Raw genomic sequence first — 24,043 nt, forward strand, 5'->3', positions numbered from 1 at the left:
GCCAGTTCCAGGCAGGATCGTCGTACGCCGCGTCGAAGGGCGACAGCCTCTCTCCCGAGCCGAACCCCGAAGGGTCAGCGATTATCCGCTCAACTCCCTCAAGCATCTCCTCGGCGCGCACGGCGACCTGGGCCCGCTTGTCCGCCCGCTCCTTGAGCAGTCGCTCGGCAAGCTCCCGGCGACCGCCCTCAGCGTCAGACCGGAATACGACGAGCCTGCGGAACACGTCGCCCTCGGCGCTCCAGTACTCCCGAAACATTGTCTGTAGACGGTGCCGGAACTTCTTGGCTTTCTCCCGCAGTACGTCGTCCTTGTCCGCCCTCGACGACGCGTGGAGTTCCGCGGCTTCCGTCTGGAAGCGGTTCCAGTACTTCTCCGGTCCGGGCGCCAGTTCGTCCGCATCCTTGGCGGCCTTGCTCGCTGCCATGGCCAGTGGGTCGATGGTGCCGTTGGGCAGATAGCGGCCGTCGCCGTCCGGGTTGTGCACCACGATGGGCCGGGGCCATCCGGTCGGCTGCTTGGTGAGCCCGAGGTCGATCGGCAACCCGGAGGCGAACTTCGCCTCGGGCCGGTACAGGCGTGTGACCAGCTTGCCGAGCCCTTCCTCGTCGAGGCCGAACGCATGCCGGGGGAAGTCCCCGCCGATCCGCGCCACCTCGCGCAGCACGGACAAGGCGATGCCCTCACGCACGTCCGCACCGTGGAAGACCTCCTCCTCGAAGGAGACCAGAACCCGCCGCCGGCCGGCCGGCGCATCCGGGTAGGTGTTCACCCACTGAATGCGCTGCCCGAGTCGGTTGATGCCATCCAGGACCTTGGAGGAGCGCAGAGGCCTCTCACGGTCCGGCATCCGCAGCTCGCGCATGCTGGCCCGGTCCAGCGGGTCTCCCTGGTCGTGCAGGGACACCCAGCCGCCGAGCCGTTCCAGCTCCTCGATGCCGAAGACCAGCGTGGTGGGACCGTACCGGGTCTGCATCGGGGCGTCCCCGGACTCCACCCGGAAGAACGCGAAGTCTGCGTTGCCCAACCGCTGTGCGTCAGCTTTGTTCCAGCCCGAGGCGAGGAAGGCCTCTCCCTGCCGTTCCAGAGCCGACTGGGACACCAGCACACCGCTGTTGGCGATGGCGTGAAAGGCGGGCGTGGCGTGCTTGAGCCTCAGCGGGAGATTCCGCAGCCGCTCATACAGGTCCTGCCACTGCCTGTCGCCCAGCAGGTCACCCACATCCGACCGCAGCGCCGTGACGTTGCCGCGCGACAACTCCCGCACGAACTCCGCCCTATCCGCACGCGTCAAATCATTGAGATCCGGCACGACGTGGCCCCACTGCTTCCCTTCCGGGACGCTGGCATACGCCTTGCGCCCGCGGTAGGCCCGCACATGTTCGGCGAGCGCCCCCACCGTGCTCGGGGCCACAGGCCGCAGACCATCCCGCACCAGCTCGCGGGCACTGCCGGCCGCCACGCGCTCCACCGCATCGGCCAGGTTCCGGGCCGCCGCCACCGTCGGCACAAAACTGTCCCTCAAGTGGTACTGACCGCCGAAACGGGCAGCGTCCACCATGAAACCGTTCAACGCCTGCGCCACCGCATCGGCGGAACGCCGCACCTCGCCCGCACGCTCGCGCGCCACCGCCTCGTCGAAGTCCCCGCCGCTCAGCAGTCGTTCCAGGCCGTCCAGTGACGCCTTCAGCTCCTGGAAGCGAGCTTGGACCTCCTCAGCGGTCCACAGAACCTGGCTACCGTCCCCGCCGCCGGCGGCACGAGCCACACGGTCCAGACGGGAAGCGAAGTCCCCAACCTCGCGAGCCCACCTGGACCCCTCCAGCCCCGCGAGCCGGTCCACCAACTCGTACAGCTCCCGCTGCGACAGAACCCCGGTGTCAATCAGCACCTTCGACGTACGCTGCATGCGGGGAGCAAGGGCCCGCCATTCCCGCCAGGGCAGGACGCCCCGCGCGGGAGCATCGCTCAACGAGCGCAGCGACGTGACCTCCTTGCCATCGACCAGAAGGTAGAGCGGGTTGAGTTCCTCGACTTGGCCGTCCTGGGTCGCGGCCTCGGTCGGGGGTTGCGGCGTGGGGGAGGGGAGCGGGGTCGCCTCGTCGACGATCACTTCTACGTAAGCCGAACCCGCTGGGCCCTCGACGATACTGTTGCCGACCACGGTGAATTTCATGCCCGGCGGGAAGAGGACCAGCTTCGTGTCCGGCCGGTCGGAGAAGGGCGTGACATCGCGGCCCGTGGAGTTGCGCACACGGAGGACGACCAGATGCTGCGGCCCGTCGTTGTTCGGTTCGGGTAGGAGCTGGAGCGCCGTCTCTAGGTCCGTCGTGGCTCTCTGGGCCACCTCGAAACGTTTCTCGCGCCCAGGCGGGAGAGCGGCGACGGCTGGCATCCATGTCCGGGCGGTGTTGCCTTTCATCCATGTCGGCAGGAAGACGTCCTTGCCCACAGGCGGCAGTGCTGTCAACGCCTCTTTCACCGTGTACGCGTGGACGGGCAGGAAGCGCAGGGTGGTTTCGGCGATTTGGTCCAGACGCCGTGTGATGGCACGGAGGAGATGTCCGGGCCAGTCGGCTGTGTTTTGGGTGACGACCTGGTCCAGCTCCTCCGTCGTCTTTCTGAATTGCGGGTTCTGGACGAGAAGCCGTGGCAGCAGCTCGGCGTCGCCGCTGTATGGGCCCAGGGTGCGCGCGTTCACCCGCGCAGCCGCGAGGCGCTTCCACCCCTCGAGCCAGTTGGTGAGCAGTTGGTCGGTGGCGTCGTCGAAGCGAGAGGTGAACTTCTCAAAGGCGTTTGCGGGTTGTTCGGTCGTGGCGTGCAGTTGCAGGGCGGCTATGTGTGCCTGTTGCAGGTGGACGGAGCCCTGCTGCCGGTGGTCGGCCTTCCACCGCTCGACGGCGGCAGCCACGCTGAGGGTCTGACTCGTCAGCGCGCTCGGCCACTGGTTGTCGGGCGACGCGAACACCTGCTGGAGGTCATCGGGCCCCACCGACCAGGCCTCCCGTCTGACAGCCTGACTCATCAGCCTGTAGAAGCCCAAGTGAGGCAGAGTCAACGCCTCACGGAGCCATTCAGGTACGGACTCGGGCAGCTCGGCGGCGACCACACCCTCGAACTTCTGGTACATGTCCAGCGCGTCGCCTGAGAGGATCTCGGCACGCTTATTCGTGGGGTGCACCGCCTGCATGGCTTGGAGCACCTCGATCATCGAGGCCGTGCCGGTTTCCAGCGAGTGGCCCGTCACCGCCAGATGGAAGAGGTTCGGGTTGCCGGTCACGCTCAACTGGTCGTACGCGGCCAGCAGCCACTTCTCGCTGTCGGCCGGACCGGACGACAGCGGGAATCCCCGCAGGGTCAGGCTCCGCCGCTCGTCGGCGGAGTATGGCGAGGCGGCCGGCGGGCGTGCAGCCAGGCCCTTTGGCCTCAGCTCGGGCTTGCTCTCCCACAGGTCGGCGAGGGTGTTCGCCTGCTCTTCGGTATTGGCGTAGGCGGCACGCCGGAACGCGTCCATCAGGTCGGTCAGGGTCGCCTCGCCGCTCTCGTCGAGCAGGTGGTCGAAGGCCTGCACCGCATCGGCGGCGTTGCGCGGCTCGGCGTCCAGGAACACCCGGGATGCCGCCTCCGCGCCGTAATGGCTCGCCAACAGCGCATGCAGCGCGGAGACCGCCCGTCGGGCCTCTTCGATCACTGCGGGGCTGGCAGCAAGCGCCCGGCCGACCACGCCTTCATACAGCAGACTCTGCCAGTTCCAGGCAGGATCGTTGTACGCCGCGTCGAAGGGCGACAGCCTCTCTCCCGAGCCGAACCCCGAAGGGTCAGCGATTATCCGCTCAACTTCCTCAAGTATCTCCTCGGCGCGCGCGGCGACCTGGGCCCGCTTGTCCGCCCGCTCCTTGAGCAGTCGCTCGGCAAGCTCCCGGCGACCGCCCGCAGCGTCAGACCGGAATACGACGAGCCTGTCGAACACCTTGCGGTCGGCGCTCCGGTAATCATCGAGAATTTCCTCTAGAAAGGTCCGGAACTTCTTGGCTTTCTCCCGCAGTACGTCGTCCTTGTCCGCCCTCGACGACGCGTGGAGTTCCGCGGCTTCCGTCTGGAAGCGGTTCCAGTACTTCTCCGGTCCGGGCGCCAGTTCGTCCGCATCCTTGGCGGCCTTGCTCGCTGCCATGGCCAGTGGGTCGATGGTGCCGTTGGGCAGATAGCGGCCGTCGCCGTCCGGGTTGTGCACCACGATGGGCCGGGGCCATCCGGTCGGCTGCTTGGTGAGCCCGAGGTCGATCGGCAACCCGGAGGCGAACTTCGCCTCGGGCCGGTACAGGCGTGTGACCAGCTTGCCGAGCCCTTCCTCGTCGAGGCCGAACGCATGCTGGGGGAAGTCCCCGCCGATCCGCGCCACCTCGCGCAGCACGGACAAGGCAATACCTTCACGCACGTCCGCACCGTGGAAGACCTCCGCCTCGAAGGAGACCAGAACCCGCCGCCGGCCGGCCGGCGCATCCGGGTAGGTGTTCACCCACTGAATGCGCGGCCCGAGTCGGTTGATGCCATCCAGGACCTTGGAGGAGCGCAGAGGCCTCTCACGGTCCGGCATCCGCAGCTCGCGCATGCTGGCCCGGTCCAGCGGGTCTCCCTGGTCGTGCAGGGACACCCAGCCGCCCAGTCGCTCCAGCTCCTCGATGCCGAAGACCAGCGTGGTGGGACCGTACCGGGTCTGCATCGGGGCGTCCCCGGACTCCACCCGGAAGAACGCGAAGTCTGCGTTGCCCAGTAGCTGTGCGTCAGCTTTGTTCCAGCCCGAGGCGAGGAAGGCCTCTCCCTGCCGTTCCAGAGCCGACTGGGACACCAGCACACCGCTGTTGGCAATGGCATGGAAAGCAGGGGTGGCGTGCTTGAGCCTCAGCGGTAGATTCCGCAGCCGCTCATACAGGTCCCGCCACTGCCTGTCGCCCAGCAGGTCACCCACATCCGACCGCAGCGCCGTGACGTTGCCGCGCGACAACTCCCGCACGAACTCCGCCCTATCCGCACGCGACAAATCATTGAGATCCGGCACGACGTGGCCCCACTGCTCCCCTTCCGGGACGCTGGCATACGCCTTGCGCCCGCGGTAGGCCCGCACAAGTTCGGCCAGCGCCCCCACCGTGCGCGGAGCCACAGGCCGCAGACCATCCCGGACCAGCTCGCGGGCATTACCGGCCGCCACCGCGCGCTCCACCGCGTCCGCCAGGTTCCGGGCCGCCGCCACCGTCGGCACAAAACTGTTCCTCAAGTGGTACTGGCCGCCGAAACGGGCAGCGTCCACCATGAAACCGTTCAACGCCTGCGCCACCGCATCGGCGGAACGCCGCACCTCGACCGCACGCTCGCGCGCCACCGCCTCGTCGAAGTCCCCGCCGCTCAGCAGTCGTTCCAGGACCTCTAGCGACGCCTGAAGCTTCTGGAAGCGAGCTTGGACCTCCTCACCGGTCCACAGGACCTGGCTGCCGTCCCCGCCGCCGGTGGCGCGAGCCACACGGTCCAGACGGGAAGCGAAGTCCCCAACCTCGCGAGCCCACCTGGACCCCTCCAGCCCCGCGAGCCGGTCCACCAACTCGTGCAGCTCCCGCTGCGACAGAACGCCGGTGTCAATCAGTACCTTCGTCATACGCTGCATGCGGGGACCCAGGGCCCGCCATTCCCGCCAGGGCAGGACGCCCCGCGCGGGAGCATCGCTCAACGAGCGCAGCGATGTGACCTCCTTGCCATCGACCAGAAGGTAGAGCGGGTTGAGTTCCTCGGCCTGGTTTGTTGGCGAGTTCCAGCCGTTGGACGGGAATTGCATCGTGGTGTCGGGGGCGGTCCCGCCCGCCGCGTTCCGGAGGCCCCCGGACCCGTCACCAGTCCCGGACGAGCCCTGAGGATGGAAGGTGCGCCAGGCGGTGGCGTTGCCGTCGGCGTCGTATTTCAGGTTGACACGCGCATCCTGGCCCCACTCGGTGAACGCCACCTCGCCGACGGGTGCGTTGACCGTCCACCCGGAAACGTCCGCAACGATCTGCGCATCGGCCTGCGCCCGGTCCGGGGTCGGGGACTCCGCGCCCGCGGTGCAGGACAGCAAAGTGATCTGCTTGAAGCCGGACAGCTCCTTCTTACGCGCGCGCAGCTCCCGGCCGACCTCCTCCGCACTCCACACCCGGCTGCGCCCATCCGGCCCCACGACATGGAACCCCTGCTCGTTATGGTGAAGCGCCAGGAAGAACGACTCCCCGAACCCTTGCGGAAGGTCCCGCCACTCACCGACCTTCCCCTTGACCGCGTCCTTCCGCCACTGCACATAACGGCTCTGCCCGCCAAGCTTGCCGTACACGTCCTTACGCGCCGCGCCTTCCCTGGCGTCGAAGGACATCACCCCGATACGCCGGCCGCTGGAATCAGTGATCTCCCCCGCCACCACCTCAGGAGCCTGCCACCGCGACCCAGCCCGCCCACCCATGGACGGCATACGGTCACCAGCGGAAGCGAAGACGCCGGAGAAAGACCGACCCGCCGACGCAGCCGCGGCCCGGGACTGCCCAGAACGTCCACCGGGTACGCCGTCGCGCCCCGCACCGCGCTGCCCTTGCGCGGGCAGCACACCACCCTGCGTGACACCCGCAACCGGCTCCACCACAATCCGCGGGACCGTGCTCTCCACAGACGGCCTGACCACACCCGGCACGGACTGCCGGACCGGTCGACCACCACTCGTACCCATCACCCCTGCGCCAGAGGCGGCCGGGGCGCCAGCGGTCCTGGGGTCCCCGCTCGTCGTGGGCGTCCGGGTGCCGGAGATCGTGGCAGCAGAAGATGCGGGCGTGGCGGACGGCGTCGGTGTCCCTGCCGCTGTGGCTGTGGTCGCGGTGCCGGACGTGCTGTCCTGCCAGACCCCGGTCCCCGTCCCGGACCCGGCTGCGGCTGCGGTCGGCGAGGGAGCCGAAGCGATGACCTCGCTGTCACCCGCAGGGCTCTGACCCGCAGGGCTTTGACCCGTAACGGTCGGCACGCCCGCAGCGGGACCTGCGGAGACGGCGGGGCGCACCGGGACGGTCGGGCCGCTGAGCGCCGGCATGGATTCGACCTCGCCCGCGCCACCGTCTTCCCGCCCCTGGGACACCTCCGTGTCCGCGACCGCGTCCACGCCTTGGCTGTCCTGCCGGCTTATCCGCGGTTCGCCGGTCTGGGGACCCGGCGCGGAGATCGAGCTGCCGGCGCGAGACGAATGAGCAGAACCAGCGCCTGCCGAAGTGCCAGACGTTTCCGGGGCCCCGGACAGCGTCGGCATACGCGAATCCCCCGCGCCCAGCCCGTCGTCCTGGCCGGCTCCGTGCGCTGTCTCCAACACGAGCCCGGTCTCGTCCTGCGACTGCACACCCTCGACCGTGCCGTCCTCGGCCCGAGCCCCGCTCCCCGACGCCGGACCACGCACCTCCCCGCCGGCCCCCGAGGAACCCGCACCGCGCACCTGCGCACCGGCCCCGGCAGAACCCTCCAAACCCGCCCCGCCCCGCCCCGCCCGCAGCTCACCGCCCGCCTCCGCAGCCTCGGGCAAGCCAGACCTGCTGAACACCCCGGTCGCACCAACAGCCCCATCGGCCCTCACCGCAGGCGCGCCCGCACCCTTCACAAGCCCCAAACCGGTATCCATACCGGCGTCCATACCGGTATCCATACCGGTGTCCGAGACGGACACGGAGTCGTCCTCGACATCGGTGAACGACGACGCATCGCTGACATCGCTGAAAACCGACGCCCCGTCACTGAAATCACTGACCTCACTCAGGTCACTGACAACGCTCAGGTCACTGACAACGCTCAGGTCACTGACAACGCTCAGGTTGCCGGGGAACCGTGGAGCATCCGTCAAGTCAGGGACGTCCGCACCCGGCAGGGATCCCGAAGCAGCAACCGCACCGAGTCCGACCTCCGCACCCGGAACTCCGGGGCCGTTCGGCGGAAGCAGGAGCGGGGGCAGAGAGGACAACGTAACGGCAGGCCGCACCATATCCGGCACGCCAGGACCGACACGTCCCTCGACGCCGAGCGCTTCCGGCGGCACCGTGAACCGTGCGCCCTCCCAGTCCCCGACCGCCAACGGGTGAGCGCTGTTGACCCGCACCGCATCCGGCGAGTCCAGCACACCCGGCTTGTCGACGAAAGAGTTGTCGTTCAGCGAAGGCCTCAGGAAAAACTGGTGATGCAGCCCCAGACCCGCCGCACCCACCACAATCTCCGCACTGGTGGTCAACGCACCACTGACACCAGCCATCCAAAAATCTTGCCAACTGAGCCCGGGCTTCCCGTCAAATACCCACCTTTGAAGCCCCATGGCAAACGTCTCAGCCTGACCCTCGTTCACAAAAGCGAACGGAACCTCCGAGCCCTCTTTCAGCCAGCGGTTGTCCTTGAAATGCTTCGTGACAAACTTCCCGTACACCTCGGCCAACGCACCGCCGAACAACCCGGCGAAGAACCCCACGAACGCCGACCTGCCGACGTCGACCCAGTCGAAGCCCTTCCGCTGCCGATCCGGATTGTCCGGCACCGTCATCGACAAGAACTGCGCGAAGAACGACGTGAACGCCTCCTCAAGCGCCTCCAGCACAGCCGTGAACGGCGTCGGCACAGCACGCCCCATCCGCTGCATGATCAAAATGATCTGCAAAGCAGTGCGCGCCCGCACCGCCATCGCCTCAAGCAGCGACGTCCCACCCGTGAACACCGACAACAACGCGATCAACGCCAACTCAAGATTCATGAAAGAGAACTCGATCAGAATCTCGTACTTGGCCTCGGCCAGCTTCCGCGAACGATCGACCTGCCGATCGCCCGTCTTCTCCAGCTCATCCGACATCCGGTACAGATAATTCACACCGTGGTCGTCGACGAACAGCTTCATCGCCCCGATGAACTGCTCCGCCACCGCCGGGGGCATCGAAATCCCCACCTGCGAGATCGCACCCTGCATCGCAGTCGACAACCCCCGCAGGTCATCCGCCAGCTTCTGATACGGCAACCGGCTGTCATAGCCCAGGTCCTCATTCCCCGACGCCACACTGGCGCCCACCCAAACCTCAAGAAACTGCCTGAGGCTCGGAGAGAACTCAATCGCCATATCCGTCTTTCCCTATGCTGAAAGTACTGCTGTTGCGGATGTCCATACGATGCGCCGCCCCGTCCCCAGGGCGACGCAAAAACCCGCCTAGCGTCTCTCCGTCTGCGATCCCTCGTGGTGGATGTCGTCGAGAGCCATGTTCTGCGGATTCTGAACGTATCGTGCCTGCCCGACGAACGCGTGGAGAAGGCCCCCAAATCCACTGCCGACGGAGGCGACCGCTGCACAGGCCCGTTCGAACTCGTCGCGGCACGCCGGCCCAACCTGGTTGGCGAAGTCATCGTCACAACCCTCTTCGCCCCACCAGCCGAAGAATCTCTCCGATCGTTCTTCGAACTCGGGTGCTAGCCGCTCCGCGATCACGCGGGCATCCTCCAATTTCGAGCAGCCCTGCAGGATGCCGTCGGGGTCCGCCGAGTATTCATTGCCCATGCTGTCTCGCTCCCTTCGCCTTCCTGGTGGCATTTCTCTTACCAGCGGGCGCGGGCAACGCTTCCGCTTCGTCCTCGTGGATCTCGTCGCGCAGTCGGTCCGTCGCGCTGGACGGCTTTTCCCCTTGCTCCGCTCCGTCGAGGAGCGAGCCGAAGATAGTCTCCCAGTCCACGCCCACGTGGTCGGAGAAGGACCCGTCACCGATGGCTTTGGTGAGCGGTTCGAAGGTGTCCACCACACGCCGGGCCATCTCCGCGCGGGCCTTCTCGACGGTTTGCAGGATGGCGGAGGACAGTTGGGCGGCTGCCATGTTCTTGTATTTGCCGTCAAGGAATTCCAGGCCGATCAGCGCGCCCTGCGAGCCCACCGTGACCTGCACGGACCTGTCTGTGGACCGTGTGGTGATCGTCGCCTGTCTGAGTTCCGAGTCGGCCTTCGCCACCGCTTCCTCTGTGGCCTTGATCCGGGCCATGGCGTCAGCCAGACGCTGTTCCATGGGTTCCTTCACAGCACTCTCCTCCGATTTCTTCCAACTGTCCTTGCCGGTCTGGTGCGGGCTCATCGCGCACACTGGCGCGGGAACGTTCCCGTCACCGCCCAAGCGCTTGCGGCGCACCACCCTCGTCCGTGCCCCAGACGTCCTCGTCCTCGGCCAGCCAGGTGGTGCGTTCACGGTCTCCGCTCTCGGTGGACTGGTTCTGCTGCGGCCCCATGCCTCCGGCCATCGGGGGGGCGAACGGCATACCGCTGGCCGTCGGCACGGAGCCTCGTGTTTTCACGCTGTTCTCCTGCTCCTCGAGAGTGGTGCCACGCCGGCCGGCACGGCCGACGCCGGGCTCAACCACGGTGCGGGTGCGCTCCGCGGCAGAGCCGCCCTCGCCGCCGCTCCCGCCGCCTCTGCCGGGTGGGAGGAACATCCCCGGGCTTCCGGGATATCCGCCGGGGCCGGCGGAGGCGTTGGCCGCCAGTTGGTCGTCGCGGCCCAGTGCGGACGCCAGATCATCCTGGTTGTAGAGGTTTCCACCGAGTTCCGAGCCGTAGGGCGAGTACGTCGAGGAAAGGCCGCCGGGCTGAGAAAGGCCATCGATCCGCTGACGGATGAGTTGGTTCATGTCCTTCTGGGGGGACCGCAGCCGGTCGGACTCGGACTGGATGTCGGCCATGCGCCGGTCATAGTCGGCCTTGGCCTGCTTCCGGGCCTGTTCCGCGTCCTGGCGAGCGTTGTCACGCTCGTGCTGCGCGGCGTCCTTCTGCCGCTGGTACTCCTCCTTGGCCTTCGCCTCTGCCTGGTCGGCTTTGTGGACGGCGTCCTGCTCGCGCTGGTTGATGTCATCGAGTTTGCGGTCGTACTGGGCCTTGGCTTCCTCGGCGCTGATCTTCCCGTCGGCGAGCGCCTTCTCGTACTCCTTCTTGGCTTGGGCCCGTTCACGATCGGCCTCTTGATGGGCCTGGTCCCGCTGGTCCCTGGCGTCGTCCTGGGCCTGCTCGAAGTCCTTCTTGGCCTGTGCGGCGTGCTGGTCGGCGGCCTGTTCGGCGGTGCCACGCTCGGCTCTGGCGTCGGCCAGGTCACGCTGGTACTGGGCGCGGGCATCGGTCTTGTCCCGCTCCAGGTCGAGCTTGGACTGCGTCTCCTGTTTGAGCGCCTGCTGACGAGCTGCTTCTCGATCGTGGTTAGCCTGATCGCGCGCTGCCTGCTGCTGCTGGGTGGCCTGCTGACGAGCCTGATCCTGCTCATTGCGGAGCCGCTCGCGGTCCTGTTCCTGCTGCTTGCGCGCGTCCTCACGGTCCTTGTCGCTCTGGGCGCGGGCCTCGGACTCGTGATTGCGGGCATCTGTTCGGTCTTTCTCCGCCTGAGCGCGGGCCTCCTGACGGTCCTGCTCCTGCTGCTTGCGGAGCCGTTCGCGTTCAGCGTCGTCCTTGGCCTGCTGCCGGCTCGTCTGGGACATGGCCATCGACTGCTGTTCGGTAGCCTGCTTCTTGGCCTCCGTGCGGTCCTTCTCCGCCTGTGCGCGGGCCTCGTCCTGGGCTTTCTGCTGCTCCGCGCGATCCTGGCCCACCTTCTGACGCGCTTCCGCGCGGTCCTTCTCCGCCTGTGCGCGGGCCTCGTCCTGGTCCTTCTCCGCCTGTGCGCGTGCCTCGTCCTGGTCCTTCTTCGCCTGCTCGCGATCCTTCTGTTGCTGCGCGCGATCCTGGCCCACCTGCTGACGCGCTTCCGCGCGGTCCTTCTCCGCCTGTGCGCGGGCCTCGTCCTGGTCCTTCTTCGCCTCCTGGCGATCCTCATCCGCCTGCTTGCGCGCTTCTTCGCGATCCTTCCGGACCTCTTCGCGGTCCTTGTCCGCCTGATCGCGGGCCTCATCGCGATCCTTCTTCGCCTGCTCGCGATCCTCATCCGACTGCTTGCGGGTCTCATCGCGGTCCTTCTCCGCCTGCTTGCGTTCGTTCTCCACCTGCTCCTTGTTGGCGATCTCGCTGAGGGACTGGTGGTCACGGTCGGTCAGGCTGCCCTCGAACGCCGCGGACACGTCGCGTAGCGCCTCGGTGATGCGCACGACGGATTCAGCGCCCGCCGCGCTCAGCCATTCCTGCGCGTGGTGGTCCCAGCGGCGGATGGCTTCCTCAGCGATCGCTTTCCATGTGCTGATTTCGTTAGGCCGGCCGTAGTCCTTGCCCTCGATGGTGATCATCTGCCGAAAACCCGCGGTCGAGACGAAAACCGTAGTGTCGAACATAGACTCAACGTCGACATCGGTGTGGTCGTACTGGGTGTCGAACAGCTCCAAGCGCACCTGCTGTAGGAGGTCATAGAGCCAGCGATACGGGTTTCTGGTATCGAACCAAGCAAGCCAGGTGTTGTAGAGATTCTCCGCCTCCTGGCGGAGCACGGCCTGGGCGCGGACCAGGGCCCGGGCGGGCTTCGAGGTGAGTTCGTATCCGTCGAGGGACACTTCGCTGGCGTTGCCCTCGCCCCCGTTGAGCTGCTCGGCGTAGCCCTCATAGTTCTTCCGGAGCTTGTGGACAAGGTGCTTGAAGAGGCTGGCTCCGGTGCCGCTCCAGGATTCGCTCGCCTCCCCGATATCTTTGGCGTCCCACTCCTCCATGCGCTTGGCGGCGTCCTCGAAGAAATTGACGGCTCGATCGAAGGATCTGCCCACTTCGGTGAAGGAGAGCAGATCGACGTACAAGCTGTCGTCCACGTTGAGGCCACGGTTGCTGTAGCCGTGGGTGCTGTAGGGCTGGTAAGCGATCTGGGAGAGGGCTTCCCCGGAGCCGTCGATGTACTGGTACAGGGCGCGGCTGTCCCACTTGACGTACTGGCCGTCTTTGTTATCGCGGCCTTGGTCTTTCAGGACGCCGCTCGAGAACTCGCCACCGACGAATGATTCCTCACCGCCCGGCGGATTGCTTTTGTCCTCACCAAGCCCAATGAAGGTGATGTACGCCCACCACCTGTCCAGGCGGCTCCCCGAGCCGGGTTCGGTGGGTCCGTAGGCCGCCAGGAAGAAGGGTATGACGTAGTCAGTGTTGTCGTACTGCCAACCGCCGCCGGACACGAAATTGGCGTCGAACTCGGACCCCTCATGCGGCATTCGCACGTGCATCAGCGGAATGCCTTCGTTTCCCTTGATGTCGTCGAACAGCGTCTTCCGCTCCGGCAGCACATAGCCGGTGAGCATGTCGACTGCTTTTTTCCAGTAATCGTCGTTGTTCATGCTCGGGTCAGGCATCACTGGGCTCCGCTGCGTAAGGGGGAAGACGACCCGTCCGGGCCCTGCTAGTTCTGGGTCTGGTCTTGGCCAGTACTCGAGATGTCGCTGTCGACGTCGTCGAAGATATCCAGGAACTCATCAGCGGAAATCTCGTCGAGGCTCTTCTTCTGATTTTCCGTCAGCTCTTTGATGGTTTCCCAGAGCGCATCCTCCAGATCCGCGAAGAGGACTTTGTGATCGGTGAAGATCTTGTTGATGTCCGTTGCCGTCTTTTTGACCTTCTCGTTCAGGGCGGAGCCGCCGACCAGATCGCCGTCGCCCGCCATGGGGCCGAGAATCAGCGGGCGTTTGGACATGATCGTCTTGCTGGAGATGTCACCGAGGCTGATGGTCTCCATCGACAGCCCGCTGGGATCGTCCTTGAGAAGGTTCTCCAAGGCCGCCCGGAACTCTACGACGTGCTCTTTGATGAACTCCTTCAGCCAATCGCTGTCGAGGACTGTGGTCGTGGGTGCCATGGAGGTTCCTTTCTCCTCTTCAGGCAGATGCGGATCGCCGGCCGTGGGCTCCCGGAATCAGGGATCTGCCGCTCACACGAATCGGGGGCGGGGCATGGTGCCCGCGATGAACCTGCGCTGCCGGCCTCGCCCGGCACGGCTGAGGCCGGCAGCACTGGTCTGCGAGCTTGCTCTTGTACGACTGTGGTGCGCGAACTCGGCAGCGGTCAGCGACCGCCTATCCGGATGTCGCCCCACTTCTGCGCAAGGTTCTGCTCGGTGAAGCGGTAGTTGCCGGAGATGTCGGTGAGCAGGGACGAGTGGCTGGCCAACAGGGTCTTCATGTTCTCCACGGCCTGGTCCCACTTGGCCTGGACTTCGCTGTAGACCTGCCTGTCGTCACCGACCCAGCTGTTGCGCAGCTCAGAGAGCTCCATTTCGAGGTTCGCCAAGATGCTCATGATCGCCTGTGTCTGGCTGACCATGTCCTCCGCCGCGTTCTCGGTGTGGCGGTAGTCGACGTATATGTAGCCGTCGCTCAAGTCCATCGATTTGATTCCTCAATTCACCATGTGATGCCGGTTGAGGGCAGCTGCCAGTGGGCGGGGCAGGAGCCTGTGGATGCGGGGGTTCCTTCGAGCCAACGAGGGCGGATCAGTGGCCGATCACATCTGTGGGACTAGGCCGCTCAGGGGTTGAGCTGGTCGAACACAGAGCCGGACTTGCCGATCTCGCTACTGATCGAGTCGTTCGCAGAGCCCTGCGTCATACCGTGCTCGCTCAGCGTCTGGTTGAGCTCGTCGATCATGCGGTCGAGGTTCGACAGGATGATTTCGGCGTTCTGGTCCCACTGGTCCAGCAGGCTGCCGAAGGCACCACCGTCGGCGCCTCCGTAGCCGGAGCTGAGGTTCGTCCTCGTGCTCTGGACGTCCTGCTGGCACCTCAGGACACCGCCGCGGGCCTGCTCGAGCGCCGAGATTCCATTTCGGGTCGCGCCTACTTCTGATTGCTGCATGGCCGCCACGCGCATTCTCCTCTCAAAGAAGGATTACGGCATTCAACCCCCCGAGGACTCCATCGCTGCTCGCATTCTGTGCGCGCAGCACGCCAGACCGTTTGTCCACGGGGCGGCGCCTCAGGGGGGCAACCCCGGATACTAGACAAGGAACACGGCGTCAGGCAACGCATCGACGTGTGGGAATGACCCATGAAATGACGCTCAAATGCTCAGCTGAGCAGAATTCAATTGCAAGGCCGCTCACCTGAGCATTAATGCGGACCACAGACGGGCACTTTGGACATAGAGCCCCTCCATGTCACGGTCGACAACAGCAAAGACACCGACAGTGAAGCTCAAATCTTCATCAAGTCTTCGGCCCCAAAAGCCCAGGACGGTGCCTGATTGGACGATTCTGTAAACAGACGGGCTATTTACCGGTTTTGCACCGCATGCTGAAGACATGTCCGCCCGTTGACGCGGACTCGGGGTCAAGGTCTGGCCCAGTGGGCAGCATCGCCAGCAACGGCGCGGGGAGCGCCTGCGGCCGCGTCCCCTCATAGCCCAGGGCCTTGACGGCTTCCTGCGACGGAAGCCAGTACTTCACCCCGGAGTCGGTCACCAGATAAGTGGTGTCCCCGAGGACGTTCCCGGCGGCTCCCAACGCCCGTACCAGAGCGCCCTTTCCAGCCCGCACGGTGATGGCGTCGACGTCCAGGCAGGCCGGCTCCACCTCGTCGGAGGGCGGCTGGGCAGGCAGGCCGACGACCTCTTCCGGCAGCACGAGGGTGCTGGTCCGCGGGCTGCCACCAGCTGCGTCGACCCCGGCGCAGGCGAGGGAACCGGCGGCCACGTCAACCGCCTTCGGCGGGGCCTGCGGCAGTGCTCCTGCGCCCGCCCGTTGCACAGCTGTGGCCGAGGCCAGGTGGCCGGTCAGCGCGTCGGTGCCGAGGCGGGCCACCGTGGCCGTTCCGCCTGCGTACGCTGTGGCGCGCGTCCGCGGGTCGCCGAGTACGAGCGCGGCGCCCGTGTCCGTCAGCGGGACCAACCCGTCTTGGGTGAGCAGGTGGTAGCGGGGAGCGGCTCCTGGCACATCCACCTGGAAGACCTGTCCGATCCTCGTCCTGCGCCCGCCCAGGTCGGGTCCTGCGTCTCCCCTGCCAGGCACCTCGGGAGACGCCAAGTCGGGCCCGGCGGGGAGCGCGTTCAGGAATGACGCGGAGACCTGGCGCGGTGTCACCGACCCGTAGCCCAACGCCTTGGCGGCGTCCGCCTTGTCATCCAGGCGCAGCCGCCTGCCTTGCCAGACCAGATACGCAGTTTTATCCGGGCCCAGGACCAGCACAGACTCCTTGCCGCCAAGCTCCCGTGCGCCGCCGGCGCCGCCTGGATCGGGGTTGCCAACGGCCAGTATGGTGACGGCTCTGACGGCTCCGCCGGTACCTGGTGCGAGGCCGGAGCACACAAGCCAGGGACCGCTGTTCACATCGCCCGCACTTGGCAGGGTGTCGGGGGCGCCCGGGATGCCGACGGGTGAGCCGTGGGGCTCTCCCCGGAGCGAGTTGTCGCCCACCGTCGTGGTCTTCAGGTTCCCGTCGGCCAGCAGCAGCGCGGAGGCGTAATTGCGTACCGGGCGCAGACGGCCGTTCAGGTACACGAAGCGGGTGCCGGTCTCCTTGCTGACGATCAGGTCGCCGGAGGTGCGCCACGAGGTGTTACCGCCGGGCTTGAGGAGTCCGAAGACGAAGGCACCCGCGCACAGGATCAAAGCGATGATCACGCTGAGGGAGGTGGCTCGGTTGGTCCGACCCGAGGGGCTTTCCGGGGCGTCGGGCTCGGCCCGCAGCATGGCCGAGGCCAGTCGCCCCATGACGAACATGTGCGCCTGTACCTGGTCGCGCTTGTTTTGCATGTTCCAGCCTCCGATCAGCCGTTGAGGCCGCGCAGGGCGCCGTAGACGCCGAGCGACCAGAGCGTGAGCGGCAGCATGCTGAACGCCGCGATGGAGTGCAGCACCTCGGCCGCGCGTCCCCAGTACGGCACGAGTCGCCGACCGGGCACCGTCCACGAGGCGATGGCGATGGACGCCGTCAGGCCGAGCAGACTAGCGGTGAAGATCAGCCGGTCGGCGGCGCCGAAGCCGAGCGCCGAGACGAACAGCAGCAGGGCGGCGCCCCATGCCCCCGCCGCGGTGAGCGCGATGCGCTGCAAGGCATTGCCGAGGCCCCGGCTGTGCAGGAGCAGCAGGAGGGAAAGCGCGATCATGGTGCAGATCTCTGCGAGTCCAGGGCGGGAGGCCATGGCCGCCAGGCAGGGCACGCAGATCAGGCCGACGCTTCCATAGAAGGCGGTCATCCAGCCGTCTGCGAGGATGGAACGGCGCTCGACCTCGTTGGTGGGGTAGGGGTCGATACCCTCCTGCAGTTGCTGGGCGTTGGTGGGCAGCGGAGGCATCCTCATCCCGGAGAGCCGAAACGACAACGACGGCACGAAACCGCCCAGGAGCACCGCCGCCAACGCCACCACGCTCGCGGCCTGTTCGGGTCCGAGTCCCCCGACGATGATCACCACAGCGCCGAGCGCACCACCCGCGGCGATCGTGGCGACACCTAGGAACAACGCTGGGTACAGGCCGACGGCGGCCAGGGCGAGCACCGCCCCGCCCGCAACGGCTGCCGCCGCGGCCAGCAGTCTGGCGCCGAGCACGGCATCGCCGTGCGGACCGCTCAACTCACCTCCGGGCAGCAGCCAGCCGGCCAGCGCGAAATAGGGGGCGACCATGAAGCCGATGGCCGCGCCCGCTGCCGTGTCCCCGACGGCCCGGCTCGCCGAGCCCGCCCCTGCGACGAGCAGCAGCCCAGCTAGGCCTGCGGCTAGGGCTCGCAGCGATGGCGATGGGCCGGGCAGGGCGAGAACAACGAGGCCGAGGGCGAGCACGGAGACGAACAGACCCCGCAGCAGTCGGCGGCTGGCCTCGGCACTCCAGCCGTACGGACGCCCCCGCATGCTGGTGGATATGCCGTCGACCAGATCGTCCAGGTGCACTTCGGGCAGCGCATCGGTGCGCGACCTGAGAAAGAGCACGTCACCGTCGCGCATCCCGAGGGAGTCCAGGGTACTCTCAGGATCGAGCGGCGGGCCGCCGAGGCGCTGGAGGATCCAACCTTCATGCTCCAACCCGGCTTCTTCCAGGTCGTCTCCCCCGTAGCTGATCACAGTGGGCAACAGATCGGCGACGGGCACGTCGGCGGGCACAGCCAGGTCGATCGTCTTTGCGGGGGCGCGGACGGTGAGGCGGCACAGGCTTGTCGCCTGTTTGTCAGTCATGAGCTTGGTTCTGCTTCCTGACAGGACCGCATGCGCGGTGGCTGGAATGTCGGAGCGTGTATGCCGATCGGCTCCACGACTTACGAGCCTGGATCGCAAACGGGTACGCGGCAAAGAGTTTTACGCTTCTCCGCGGCGGTTGACAACCTGAGCGGAAAAGATTTCAGGATGCTTTCCTGGAAGCCGCAGGCACGGTATTGCGGACCCGGTTCCGGTGCTGCGGCTCGGCAATTCCAGCCTGCCGTGATTTTTGTGCCGCTTTTCGGACGACAGCCGCAGAGCTCATCACACGCTCGCCATGTGGCCGTTTTCCACAGGGAATTATTCAGACCTCGTCGAGGAGGCTAATTCGTTGAGTGTGATCCTGTTCCGGCGGCCCGCGCGCCGGCACGGCCCGCAGATGCCGTCGGGGGAGGTCAGCCTCCAGGAGCCGCCCACCCTGCCGGAGGTCGTCCCCGACAGCTCCGCAGTCTGGACCTATCTGCCCATGGCGCTGATGTCGGTGTCCATGATGATGATGTTCATGCGGCCCGGGATGTCCAGGTCGAGCGGCGGGCTCATGTACATCGCCATCGGCTTGATGGTGCTGGCCTCCGCAGGCATGATGCTGGGTCAGGTCATGCGCCGCAGCGGCGAGCGCAAGCAGCGACTCAAGGGTGAGCGCCGTGACTACCTTCGCTATCTGGCGCAGACCCGGCGCAAGGTGCGGGCCGCCGTCACCGAGCAGCAAAAAGCCCTGTCCTGGCGGCATCCGGCACCTGAGGCGCTGGGCAGCTTGGCACGCAGTACCCGGTTGTGGGAACGGCGCCCGTCAGACGAGGACTTCCTCGAGGTCCGGGTCGGCGTCGGCGACCAGCGGCTCGCCATGACACTGACCCCGCTGTCAACCAAACCCGTGGAGGACCTCGAGCCACTGTCGGCGCACGCGCTGCGAAGCTTCATCCGGGCGTACTCCAACGTTCCGGAGCAGCCGATCGCGGTCTACCTCAAGGCGTGGTCGAAGGTTCTCCTCCGGGGCGACGAAGAGCAGATCCGTGGTGTGATCCGCGCGCTGCTCGCCCAGCTCGCCGTATTCCACTCCCCCGACGACGTGTGGATCGCGCTGTGCGTCTCCGACGAGCAGCGTGCGGAGTGGGAGTGGGCCAAGTGGCTGCCGCACAGCCTGCACCGGCACGAGCAGGACGGGGCCGGGCCGACCCGCCTGATCGCCTCGGCATTCGGTGAGTTGGAGAACCTCCTGGGGGCCGAGTTCCAGGAGCGCCCCGCGTGCGACCCGGAGGCCGTTCCCGGCCGCGAGGAGCCCTTCATGGTCGTCGTGGTGGACGGTTGCACCATCCCCGACGGTCACCGCTTCGACGGGCTGGGCTTCCGCAACGCGGTCGTCCTCGACCTGACCGGGGCCCTGTCGTGGAAGCCTGGCCGTACCACGCTTCGCCTGGAACTCAAGGACAACCGCCTGTCATTGGTGCGCACCGATCGCGATCGCAAAGAGGAGACGACCGTGCTGGGCGCGCCCGACCGGCTGGGCCCGGTCGGCTCCGAGGCCGTCGCCCGCCTGATCGCCCCGTACCGGATGGGGCTGGGCGGCGAGGTGGGCGAGCCGTTCTCCGCCGATGTGCAGCTCACGACACTGCTGGGCATCCCTGACCTGTACCGGCATGAGCCGTCCTCGCTGTGGAAGCGGTTTACCGGCAGCGGCCGGCTGCGGGTCCCCATTGCCGTCAGCGGCGATGGCGCCCCGATCGAGCTGGACATCAAGGAATCGGCCCAGGGCGGCACGGGTCCGCACGGCATGCTCATCGGAGCCACCGGTTCCGGCAAGAGCGAGCTGCTGCGCACCCTGGTCCTGGCGCTGGCCCTCACCCACTCCTCGGAGACGCTCAACTTCGTCCTCGTCGACTTCAAGGGCGGGGCGACCTTCCTGGGTTTGGACGAGCTTCCGCACACCTCGGCGGTCATCACCAACCTCGCCGACGAAGTGGCGCTGGTCTCCCGGATGCAGGATGCCCTGCACGGGGAACTGATGCGCCGCCAGGAGCTGTTGCGCTCTGCAGGGAACTACGTCTCGGCGGTGGAGTACGAGAAGGCACGGCAGACGGGCACACCACTCCAGCCCCTGCCCAGCCTGTTCGTGGTCGTGGACGAGTTCAGCGAACTGCTCTCCATGCACCGCGACTTCATGGACCTGTTCGTGATGATCGGCCGCCTGGGACGCAGCCTCGGCGTGCACCTGCTGCTGGCCTCGCAGCGCCTGGACGAAGGCCGGATCCACCAGCTAGAGAGCCACCTTTCGTACCGAATCGGTCTACGCACCTTCTCGGCGATGGAGAGCCGCGGCGTGCTCGGGGTGACTGACGCCTACGAGCTGCCCGCCCAGCCCGGCAGCGGCTTCCTCAAAAGCGGGGTGGACGCGCTCACCCGCTTCCGAGCCGCCTATGTTTCGGGCCCCTACGTGAAGCGGCGAAGTGCTGTCGTGCAGGCCCAGGTGGCCAGCCAGATCGTGCCGTGGACGTCCGGCTGGGTCGTCCCGCGAGCGCCCGCCGCGGACCCGGAGCTGGGTGAGAGCCAGGAAGCCCCGGAGCCGGAGGCCGAGGAAGCAGAGAGCGGCGAGACGCTGCTGTCGGTGGCTGTGGAGCGGTTGCGTGGCTCCGGCCCGCCCGCGCACCAAGTCTGGCTGCCGCCGCTGGATGTGCCACCCACGCTGGACCAGTTGCTGCCGCCGCTCGCACCCCACCCGCGCTTCGGGCTCACCACGGCCGACTGGCCGTCACGGGGCAGGCTCACCGTCCCCGTGGGCATCGTGGACCGGCCCTTCGACCAGCTCCGCGACCTGCTGACGGTGGACCTCTCCAGCTCCGGCGGCCACGTGGCCATCGCGGGCGGTCCGCAAAGCGGCAAGAGCACCCTGTTGCGGACCCTGATCACCGCGCTCGCTCTGACCCACACTCCGCGCGAGGTGCAGTTCTACTGCCTGGACTTCGGCGGCGGTACCTTGGCCGGACTGAGCGGCCTGCCGCACATGGGCGGTGTGGCTGCGCGTGTGGACTCCGAGCGGGTGGGTCGCACGGTCGCCGAGGTAAACGCGGTGCTGAGCGGCCGGGAGCGGTTCTTCCTGGAGCATGGCGTCGACTCCATGGCCACCTATCGCAAGCGCCGGGCGGAAGGGGAGTTCCCGGACGAGCCGCACGGCGACGTGTTCCTCGTGATCGACGGCTGGTCGACAGTGCGCCAGGACTTCGACACGCACATCCCGACGTTCAACGCGCTCGCCGCGCGGGGCCTCAACTACGGGGTGCACCTGATCGTCACCACTGCGCGGTGGGTGGAGCTGTCGGCGTCCGTCCGCGACCAGGCGGGCACCCGACTCGAGTTGCGCATGGGCGATTCGATGGACTCACACATCGACTCGCGGAAGGCTGCCGCCGTGCCGCGCAGCCCGGGCCGTGGGCTGACGGGTGAAAGGCTGCACTACCTCGCGGCGCTGCCGAGGATCGACGGAGTGGAGGACTCCGACGATTTGGCGGACGGTGTCGCTGGCCTCGTCTCTGCGGTCAGCGAGAGCTGGACCGGCCCCAGCGCACCGCCTGTGCGGATGCTGCCCAGTCGGGTGGAGGTGAGCGAACTGCCCACCCCGGAGGGTGATCTGCGGATCGCGATCGGGCTGGAGGAGAACGAGTTGGCGCCGGTGTGGCACGACTTCTCCGAGAACCCGCACATGATCGTGGTGGGCGACACCGAGTGCGGCAAGACCAACCTGCTGAAGGTGCTCGCCAAGGGCATCACCGACTCGTACACCCCGGCAGAGGCCCGCATCATGACCGTCGACTACCGGCGCCAGCTGGTGGAGGCAGTGCCCGAGGAGTACCGGCTGGGGCATGCTGTGTCGCTGGACGTGCTCCAGGAGCTGGTGAACGGCGTGGCGCGCGCGGTCAAGCAGCGGGTGCCAGACGCCGACGTCAGCCCCTCGCGGATGAAGCTGTGCGACTGGTGGACCGGTCCGCGGCTGTTCATTCTGGTGGACGACTACGACATGGTCGGCACCGGCCCGCTGGCGCAGCCTTTCATGCCGCTCCTGGACCATCTGGCGCTCGGGTACGAGGTTGGCCTCCATATCGTCGTGGCGCGCTCCTCGGCGGGGGCCGGGCGCGGTCTGAACGAGTCGCTGTTGCGGCGGCTCCAGGAGGTCAACACTCCCGCCCTGCTGATGTCCTGCCCGCCCTCAGAGGGCTACCTCTTCGGCAATGTCAAGGGCCGCACACTTATCCCTGGTCGGGCGGTACGTATCGCCCGCCGCAAGAGCGTGCAGGTGCAGACGGCGTTGGCGGAGGGCGAGGCCACATGACGCCGTATGGCAGGCCCACGTCCGTGGCCGGGATGGAACCGTTCGCAGCGGCGCCCTGCCCGGCCGTCAGGGTGTTCGAGGATCCGTTCTCGGCTCCGTGCGCACGTCTAGCGCCCCGGCGGGAGCCAGCCTCTGGCCCGGCCAAGTGGGATGACCACGCCGGCGGCGCCGACCAGCAGCACCACGGCCAGGCAGACCGCGGCGATGGCCAGCCCCCGAGTGCGGGGCCGGTTGTCGGGGGGCGCCGGCATGCGGGCCGCCGGGGGTTTGGCTGCCTTGATGGCGCTCTGGGAACGGGCTGCCGGCAGGACTGTGGACATGGCCGCGTACGGATCAAGCCGGGGGATGTCAGACGGGTAGGACGCCTCCAGCAGCTGGCGCCTGACCTGCTCGGCAGTCATCTCGGGGTGGTAGGCGCGTACAAGGGCGGCAGCGCCGGCCGCGCAGGCGGCGGCCAGCGAGGCGCCGGAGCCGATGTAGTGCCCGGAGCCGCGCGGGCCGACGCTGACCATGCCGCCACCGGGCGCCGCGAGTTCCGGCCGGTAGGCGGGCGGGGCCTTCTCCTGCCGTACGCCACTGGGCCCGAAGTCCACCACGGAGAGCACGTCGGGCAGGGCCGCGGGCCAGTACGGGCCGCGCGGCAGCTCGCCGTTGGGGCCCAGCTCCTCCCGCGGCACGGCGTCCGGGGCCGCCGGCGCGACCACCAGAGCGTCCTCACGGACGGCGTACGCGACGGCCGAGGCCAGCTCCGCTCGGCCCGTGCGCAGAGTCGCGCCGACGTAGATCACCTCAGCTCCGCGCTTGGCGGAGGCACGTATCCCCTGGGCGACACGCTGCACGCTGGGCGCACCGCGGTCGTCTGTGCCGCTCACGGCAAGGATGCGGGCCTGCGGGGCGAGCCCGACCACCCCCTTGCCCTTCTCTGGCGCGGCGGCGATGAGCCCGGCGGCGAAACTGCCGTGGCCCGGGCAGTCGGTGCCCGCACCGCCGAGGGCGGTCACCCGGCCGGACAGCGCGGGTACGCCGGAACCCACTCCGGTGTCCACCAGCGCGACGGTCACGCCCTCGCCCTCGGAGAGCTGATGCGCCCGGTGCAGGCCGAGTGCGCTCCCGGACCAGGTCGCCGCCGTAGCGGTCTTCTGAGACGCCACGGTGCAAGGTTGTCCGGCCCCGAGGCGAACGGGCAGCGGGGGCAGGCTGATCGCTCCCGGATCCGCCGAGGTCTGGAATGCCGTGTCCGCGGTCTGGTCGGCGACGGCCGGGCCGGACGCGGCGGGGAGCACGGCGGAGGCAGCCACGGCGATAGTAATAAGTCGGTGTATCAGATGGCTTGTCATGACGCGCATGATAAGCGCGCTCCGGCGGTCGTGTATGCACAAGCGGAGCACTCCAGTTCACTACGCGAGGCCGATCGACGCGTCATGCCTGTTCGCGTGCGCGCCGCAGCCCGGCAGTCGGGTGAAACAACTACGGTCCCGAAGCTCCCCCGCAGTGTGCGGGCGTGGTCCGGAAAGAAGCTGCGGAGCGTCGGAGACTCGCTCCGCTTCACCGCCTGCCCCGCGTATCCGGGCGGCGGATCTCAGCACGACATCGAGGAGGGTTGAGGCG

General features: G+C 67.4%; 13 protein-coding genes (1 of these 13 cut by a window edge). 3 read left to right on the forward strand and 10 right to left on the reverse strand.

The genetic code is table 11. The features are described 5' to 3' along the window. Positions 1 to 6,484, reverse strand: the start of a protein-coding gene (locus tag OHB49_RS43115) for a glycosyltransferase (protein WP_329167035.1). It extends 83,576 nt beyond the left edge of the window; only the first 6,484 of its 90,060 coding nucleotides appear in the window; it begins with the start codon at positions 6,482 to 6,484; the stop codon falls past the left edge of the window. A 331-nt stretch (positions 6,485 to 6,815) separates the two neighbouring features. Here OHB49_RS43115 and OHB49_RS43120 point away from each other — a divergent pair, with 331 nt between their 5' ends. Beyond that, positions 6,816 to 6,992 carry a hypothetical protein gene (locus tag OHB49_RS43120; RefSeq protein WP_329167037.1) on the forward strand — a complete coding sequence of 59 codons (177 nt, stop codon included), beginning with the start codon at positions 6,816 to 6,818 and terminating at the stop codon, positions 6,990 to 6,992. A gap of 1,124 nt (positions 6,993 to 8,116) precedes the next feature. Then, positions 8,117 to 9,154 carry a hypothetical protein gene (locus tag OHB49_RS43125; protein ID WP_329167038.1) on the forward strand — a complete coding sequence of 346 codons (1,038 nt, stop codon included), beginning with the start codon at positions 8,117 to 8,119 and terminating at the stop codon, positions 9,152 to 9,154. Positions 9,155 to 9,220: 66 nt separating this feature from the next. On the opposite strand, the gene OHB49_RS43130 is transcribed toward OHB49_RS43125, so the two are convergent. The 8 genes from OHB49_RS43130 to eccD all read right to left on the reverse strand — a co-directional run bounded on the left by OHB49_RS43130 (position 9,221) and on the right by eccD (position 18,093). Next, positions 9,221 to 9,565 carry a hypothetical protein gene (locus OHB49_RS43130; RefSeq protein WP_329167039.1) on the reverse strand — a complete coding sequence of 115 codons (345 nt, stop codon included), beginning with the start codon at positions 9,563 to 9,565 and terminating at the stop codon, positions 9,221 to 9,223. Further along, positions 9,555 to 10,127: a YbaB/EbfC family nucleoid-associated protein gene (locus OHB49_RS43135; RefSeq protein WP_329167040.1), complete on the reverse strand. Its 573-nt coding sequence runs from the start codon at positions 10,125 to 10,127 to the stop codon at positions 9,555 to 9,557. Before OHB49_RS43135 ends, OHB49_RS43130 begins: the two co-directional genes overlap by 11 nt. A 28-nt stretch (positions 10,128 to 10,155) precedes the next feature. Next, the gene (locus OHB49_RS43140) at positions 10,156 to 13,275 is read right to left on the reverse strand and encodes an AAWKG family protein (protein ID WP_329167042.1); all 3,120 of its coding nucleotides are present in this window, start codon (positions 13,273 to 13,275) and stop codon (positions 10,156 to 10,158) included. 62 nt (positions 13,276 to 13,337) lie between these two features. Then, complete coding sequence (locus OHB49_RS43145; protein WP_329167043.1) at positions 13,338 to 13,790, reverse strand: type VII secretion system-associated protein; 453 nt, start codon at positions 13,788 to 13,790, stop codon at positions 13,338 to 13,340. Positions 13,791 to 13,996: 206 nt separating this feature from the next. Then, the gene (locus OHB49_RS43150) at positions 13,997 to 14,317 is read right to left on the reverse strand and encodes a WXG100 family type VII secretion target (protein ID WP_329167045.1); all 321 of its coding nucleotides are present in this window, start codon (positions 14,315 to 14,317) and stop codon (positions 13,997 to 13,999) included. Between the two features lie 140 nt (positions 14,318 to 14,457). Continuing rightward, entirely contained in the window at positions 14,458 to 14,799 is a 342-nt protein-coding gene (locus OHB49_RS43155; protein ID WP_329167047.1) for a WXG100 family type VII secretion target, read from the reverse strand. A 397-nt stretch (positions 14,800 to 15,196) separates the two neighbouring features. Beyond that, complete coding sequence (gene eccB, locus OHB49_RS43160; protein ID WP_329167048.1) at positions 15,197 to 16,678, reverse strand: type VII secretion protein EccB; 1,482 nt, start codon at positions 16,676 to 16,678, stop codon at positions 15,197 to 15,199. A 14-nt stretch (positions 16,679 to 16,692) separates the two neighbouring features. Next, positions 16,693 to 18,093: a type VII secretion integral membrane protein EccD gene (gene eccD, locus OHB49_RS43165; protein WP_329167049.1), complete on the reverse strand. Its 1,401-nt coding sequence runs from the start codon at positions 18,091 to 18,093 to the stop codon at positions 16,693 to 16,695. 352 nt (positions 18,094 to 18,445) lie between these two features. Here eccD and eccCa point away from each other — a divergent pair, with 352 nt between their 5' ends. Beyond that, entirely contained in the window at positions 18,446 to 22,435 is a 3,990-nt protein-coding gene (gene eccCa, locus OHB49_RS43170) for a type VII secretion protein EccCa (protein ID WP_329167051.1), read from the forward strand. A 107-nt stretch (positions 22,436 to 22,542) separates the two neighbouring features. Here eccCa and OHB49_RS43175 read toward each other — a convergent pair whose 3' ends face one another. After that, the gene (locus OHB49_RS43175; RefSeq protein WP_329167052.1) at positions 22,543 to 23,772 is read right to left on the reverse strand and encodes a S8 family serine peptidase; all 1,230 of its coding nucleotides are present in this window, start codon (positions 23,770 to 23,772) and stop codon (positions 22,543 to 22,545) included. Positions 23,773 to 24,043: the final 271 nt, after the last annotated feature.

Origin of the sequence: Streptomyces sp. NBC_01717 (genome assembly GCF_036248255.1) — a bacterium.
Taxonomy (GTDB): Bacteria; Actinomycetota; Actinomycetes; order Streptomycetales; family Streptomycetaceae; genus Streptomyces.

Coding starts and splice junctions, on each gene's coding strand:
- OHB49_RS43155 (WP_329167047.1), bottom strand. CDS start 14,799: ATGCGCGTGGCGGCCATGCAGCAATCAGAAGTAGGCGCGACCCGAAAT.
- OHB49_RS43135 (WP_329167040.1), bottom strand. CDS start 10,127: ATGAGCCCGCACCAGACCGGCAAGGACAGTTGGAAGAAATCGGAGGAG.
- eccD (WP_329167049.1), bottom strand. CDS start 18,093: ATGACTGACAAACAGGCGACAAGCCTGTGCCGCCTCACCGTCCGCGCC.
- OHB49_RS43130 (WP_329167039.1), bottom strand. CDS start 9,565: ATGGGCAATGAATACTCGGCGGACCCCGACGGCATCCTGCAGGGCTGC.
- OHB49_RS43140 (WP_329167042.1), bottom strand. CDS start 13,275: ATGAACAACGACGATTACTGGAAAAAAGCAGTCGACATGCTCACCGGC.
- eccB (WP_329167048.1), bottom strand. CDS start 16,678: ATGCAAAACAAGCGCGACCAGGTACAGGCGCACATGTTCGTCATGGGG.
- OHB49_RS43175 (WP_329167052.1), bottom strand. CDS start 23,772: ATGACAAGCCATCTGATACACCGACTTATTACTATCGCCGTGGCTGCC.
- OHB49_RS43150 (WP_329167045.1), bottom strand. CDS start 14,317: ATGGACTTGAGCGACGGCTACATATACGTCGACTACCGCCACACCGAG.
- OHB49_RS43145 (WP_329167043.1), bottom strand. CDS start 13,790: ATGGCACCCACGACCACAGTCCTCGACAGCGATTGGCTGAAGGAGTTC.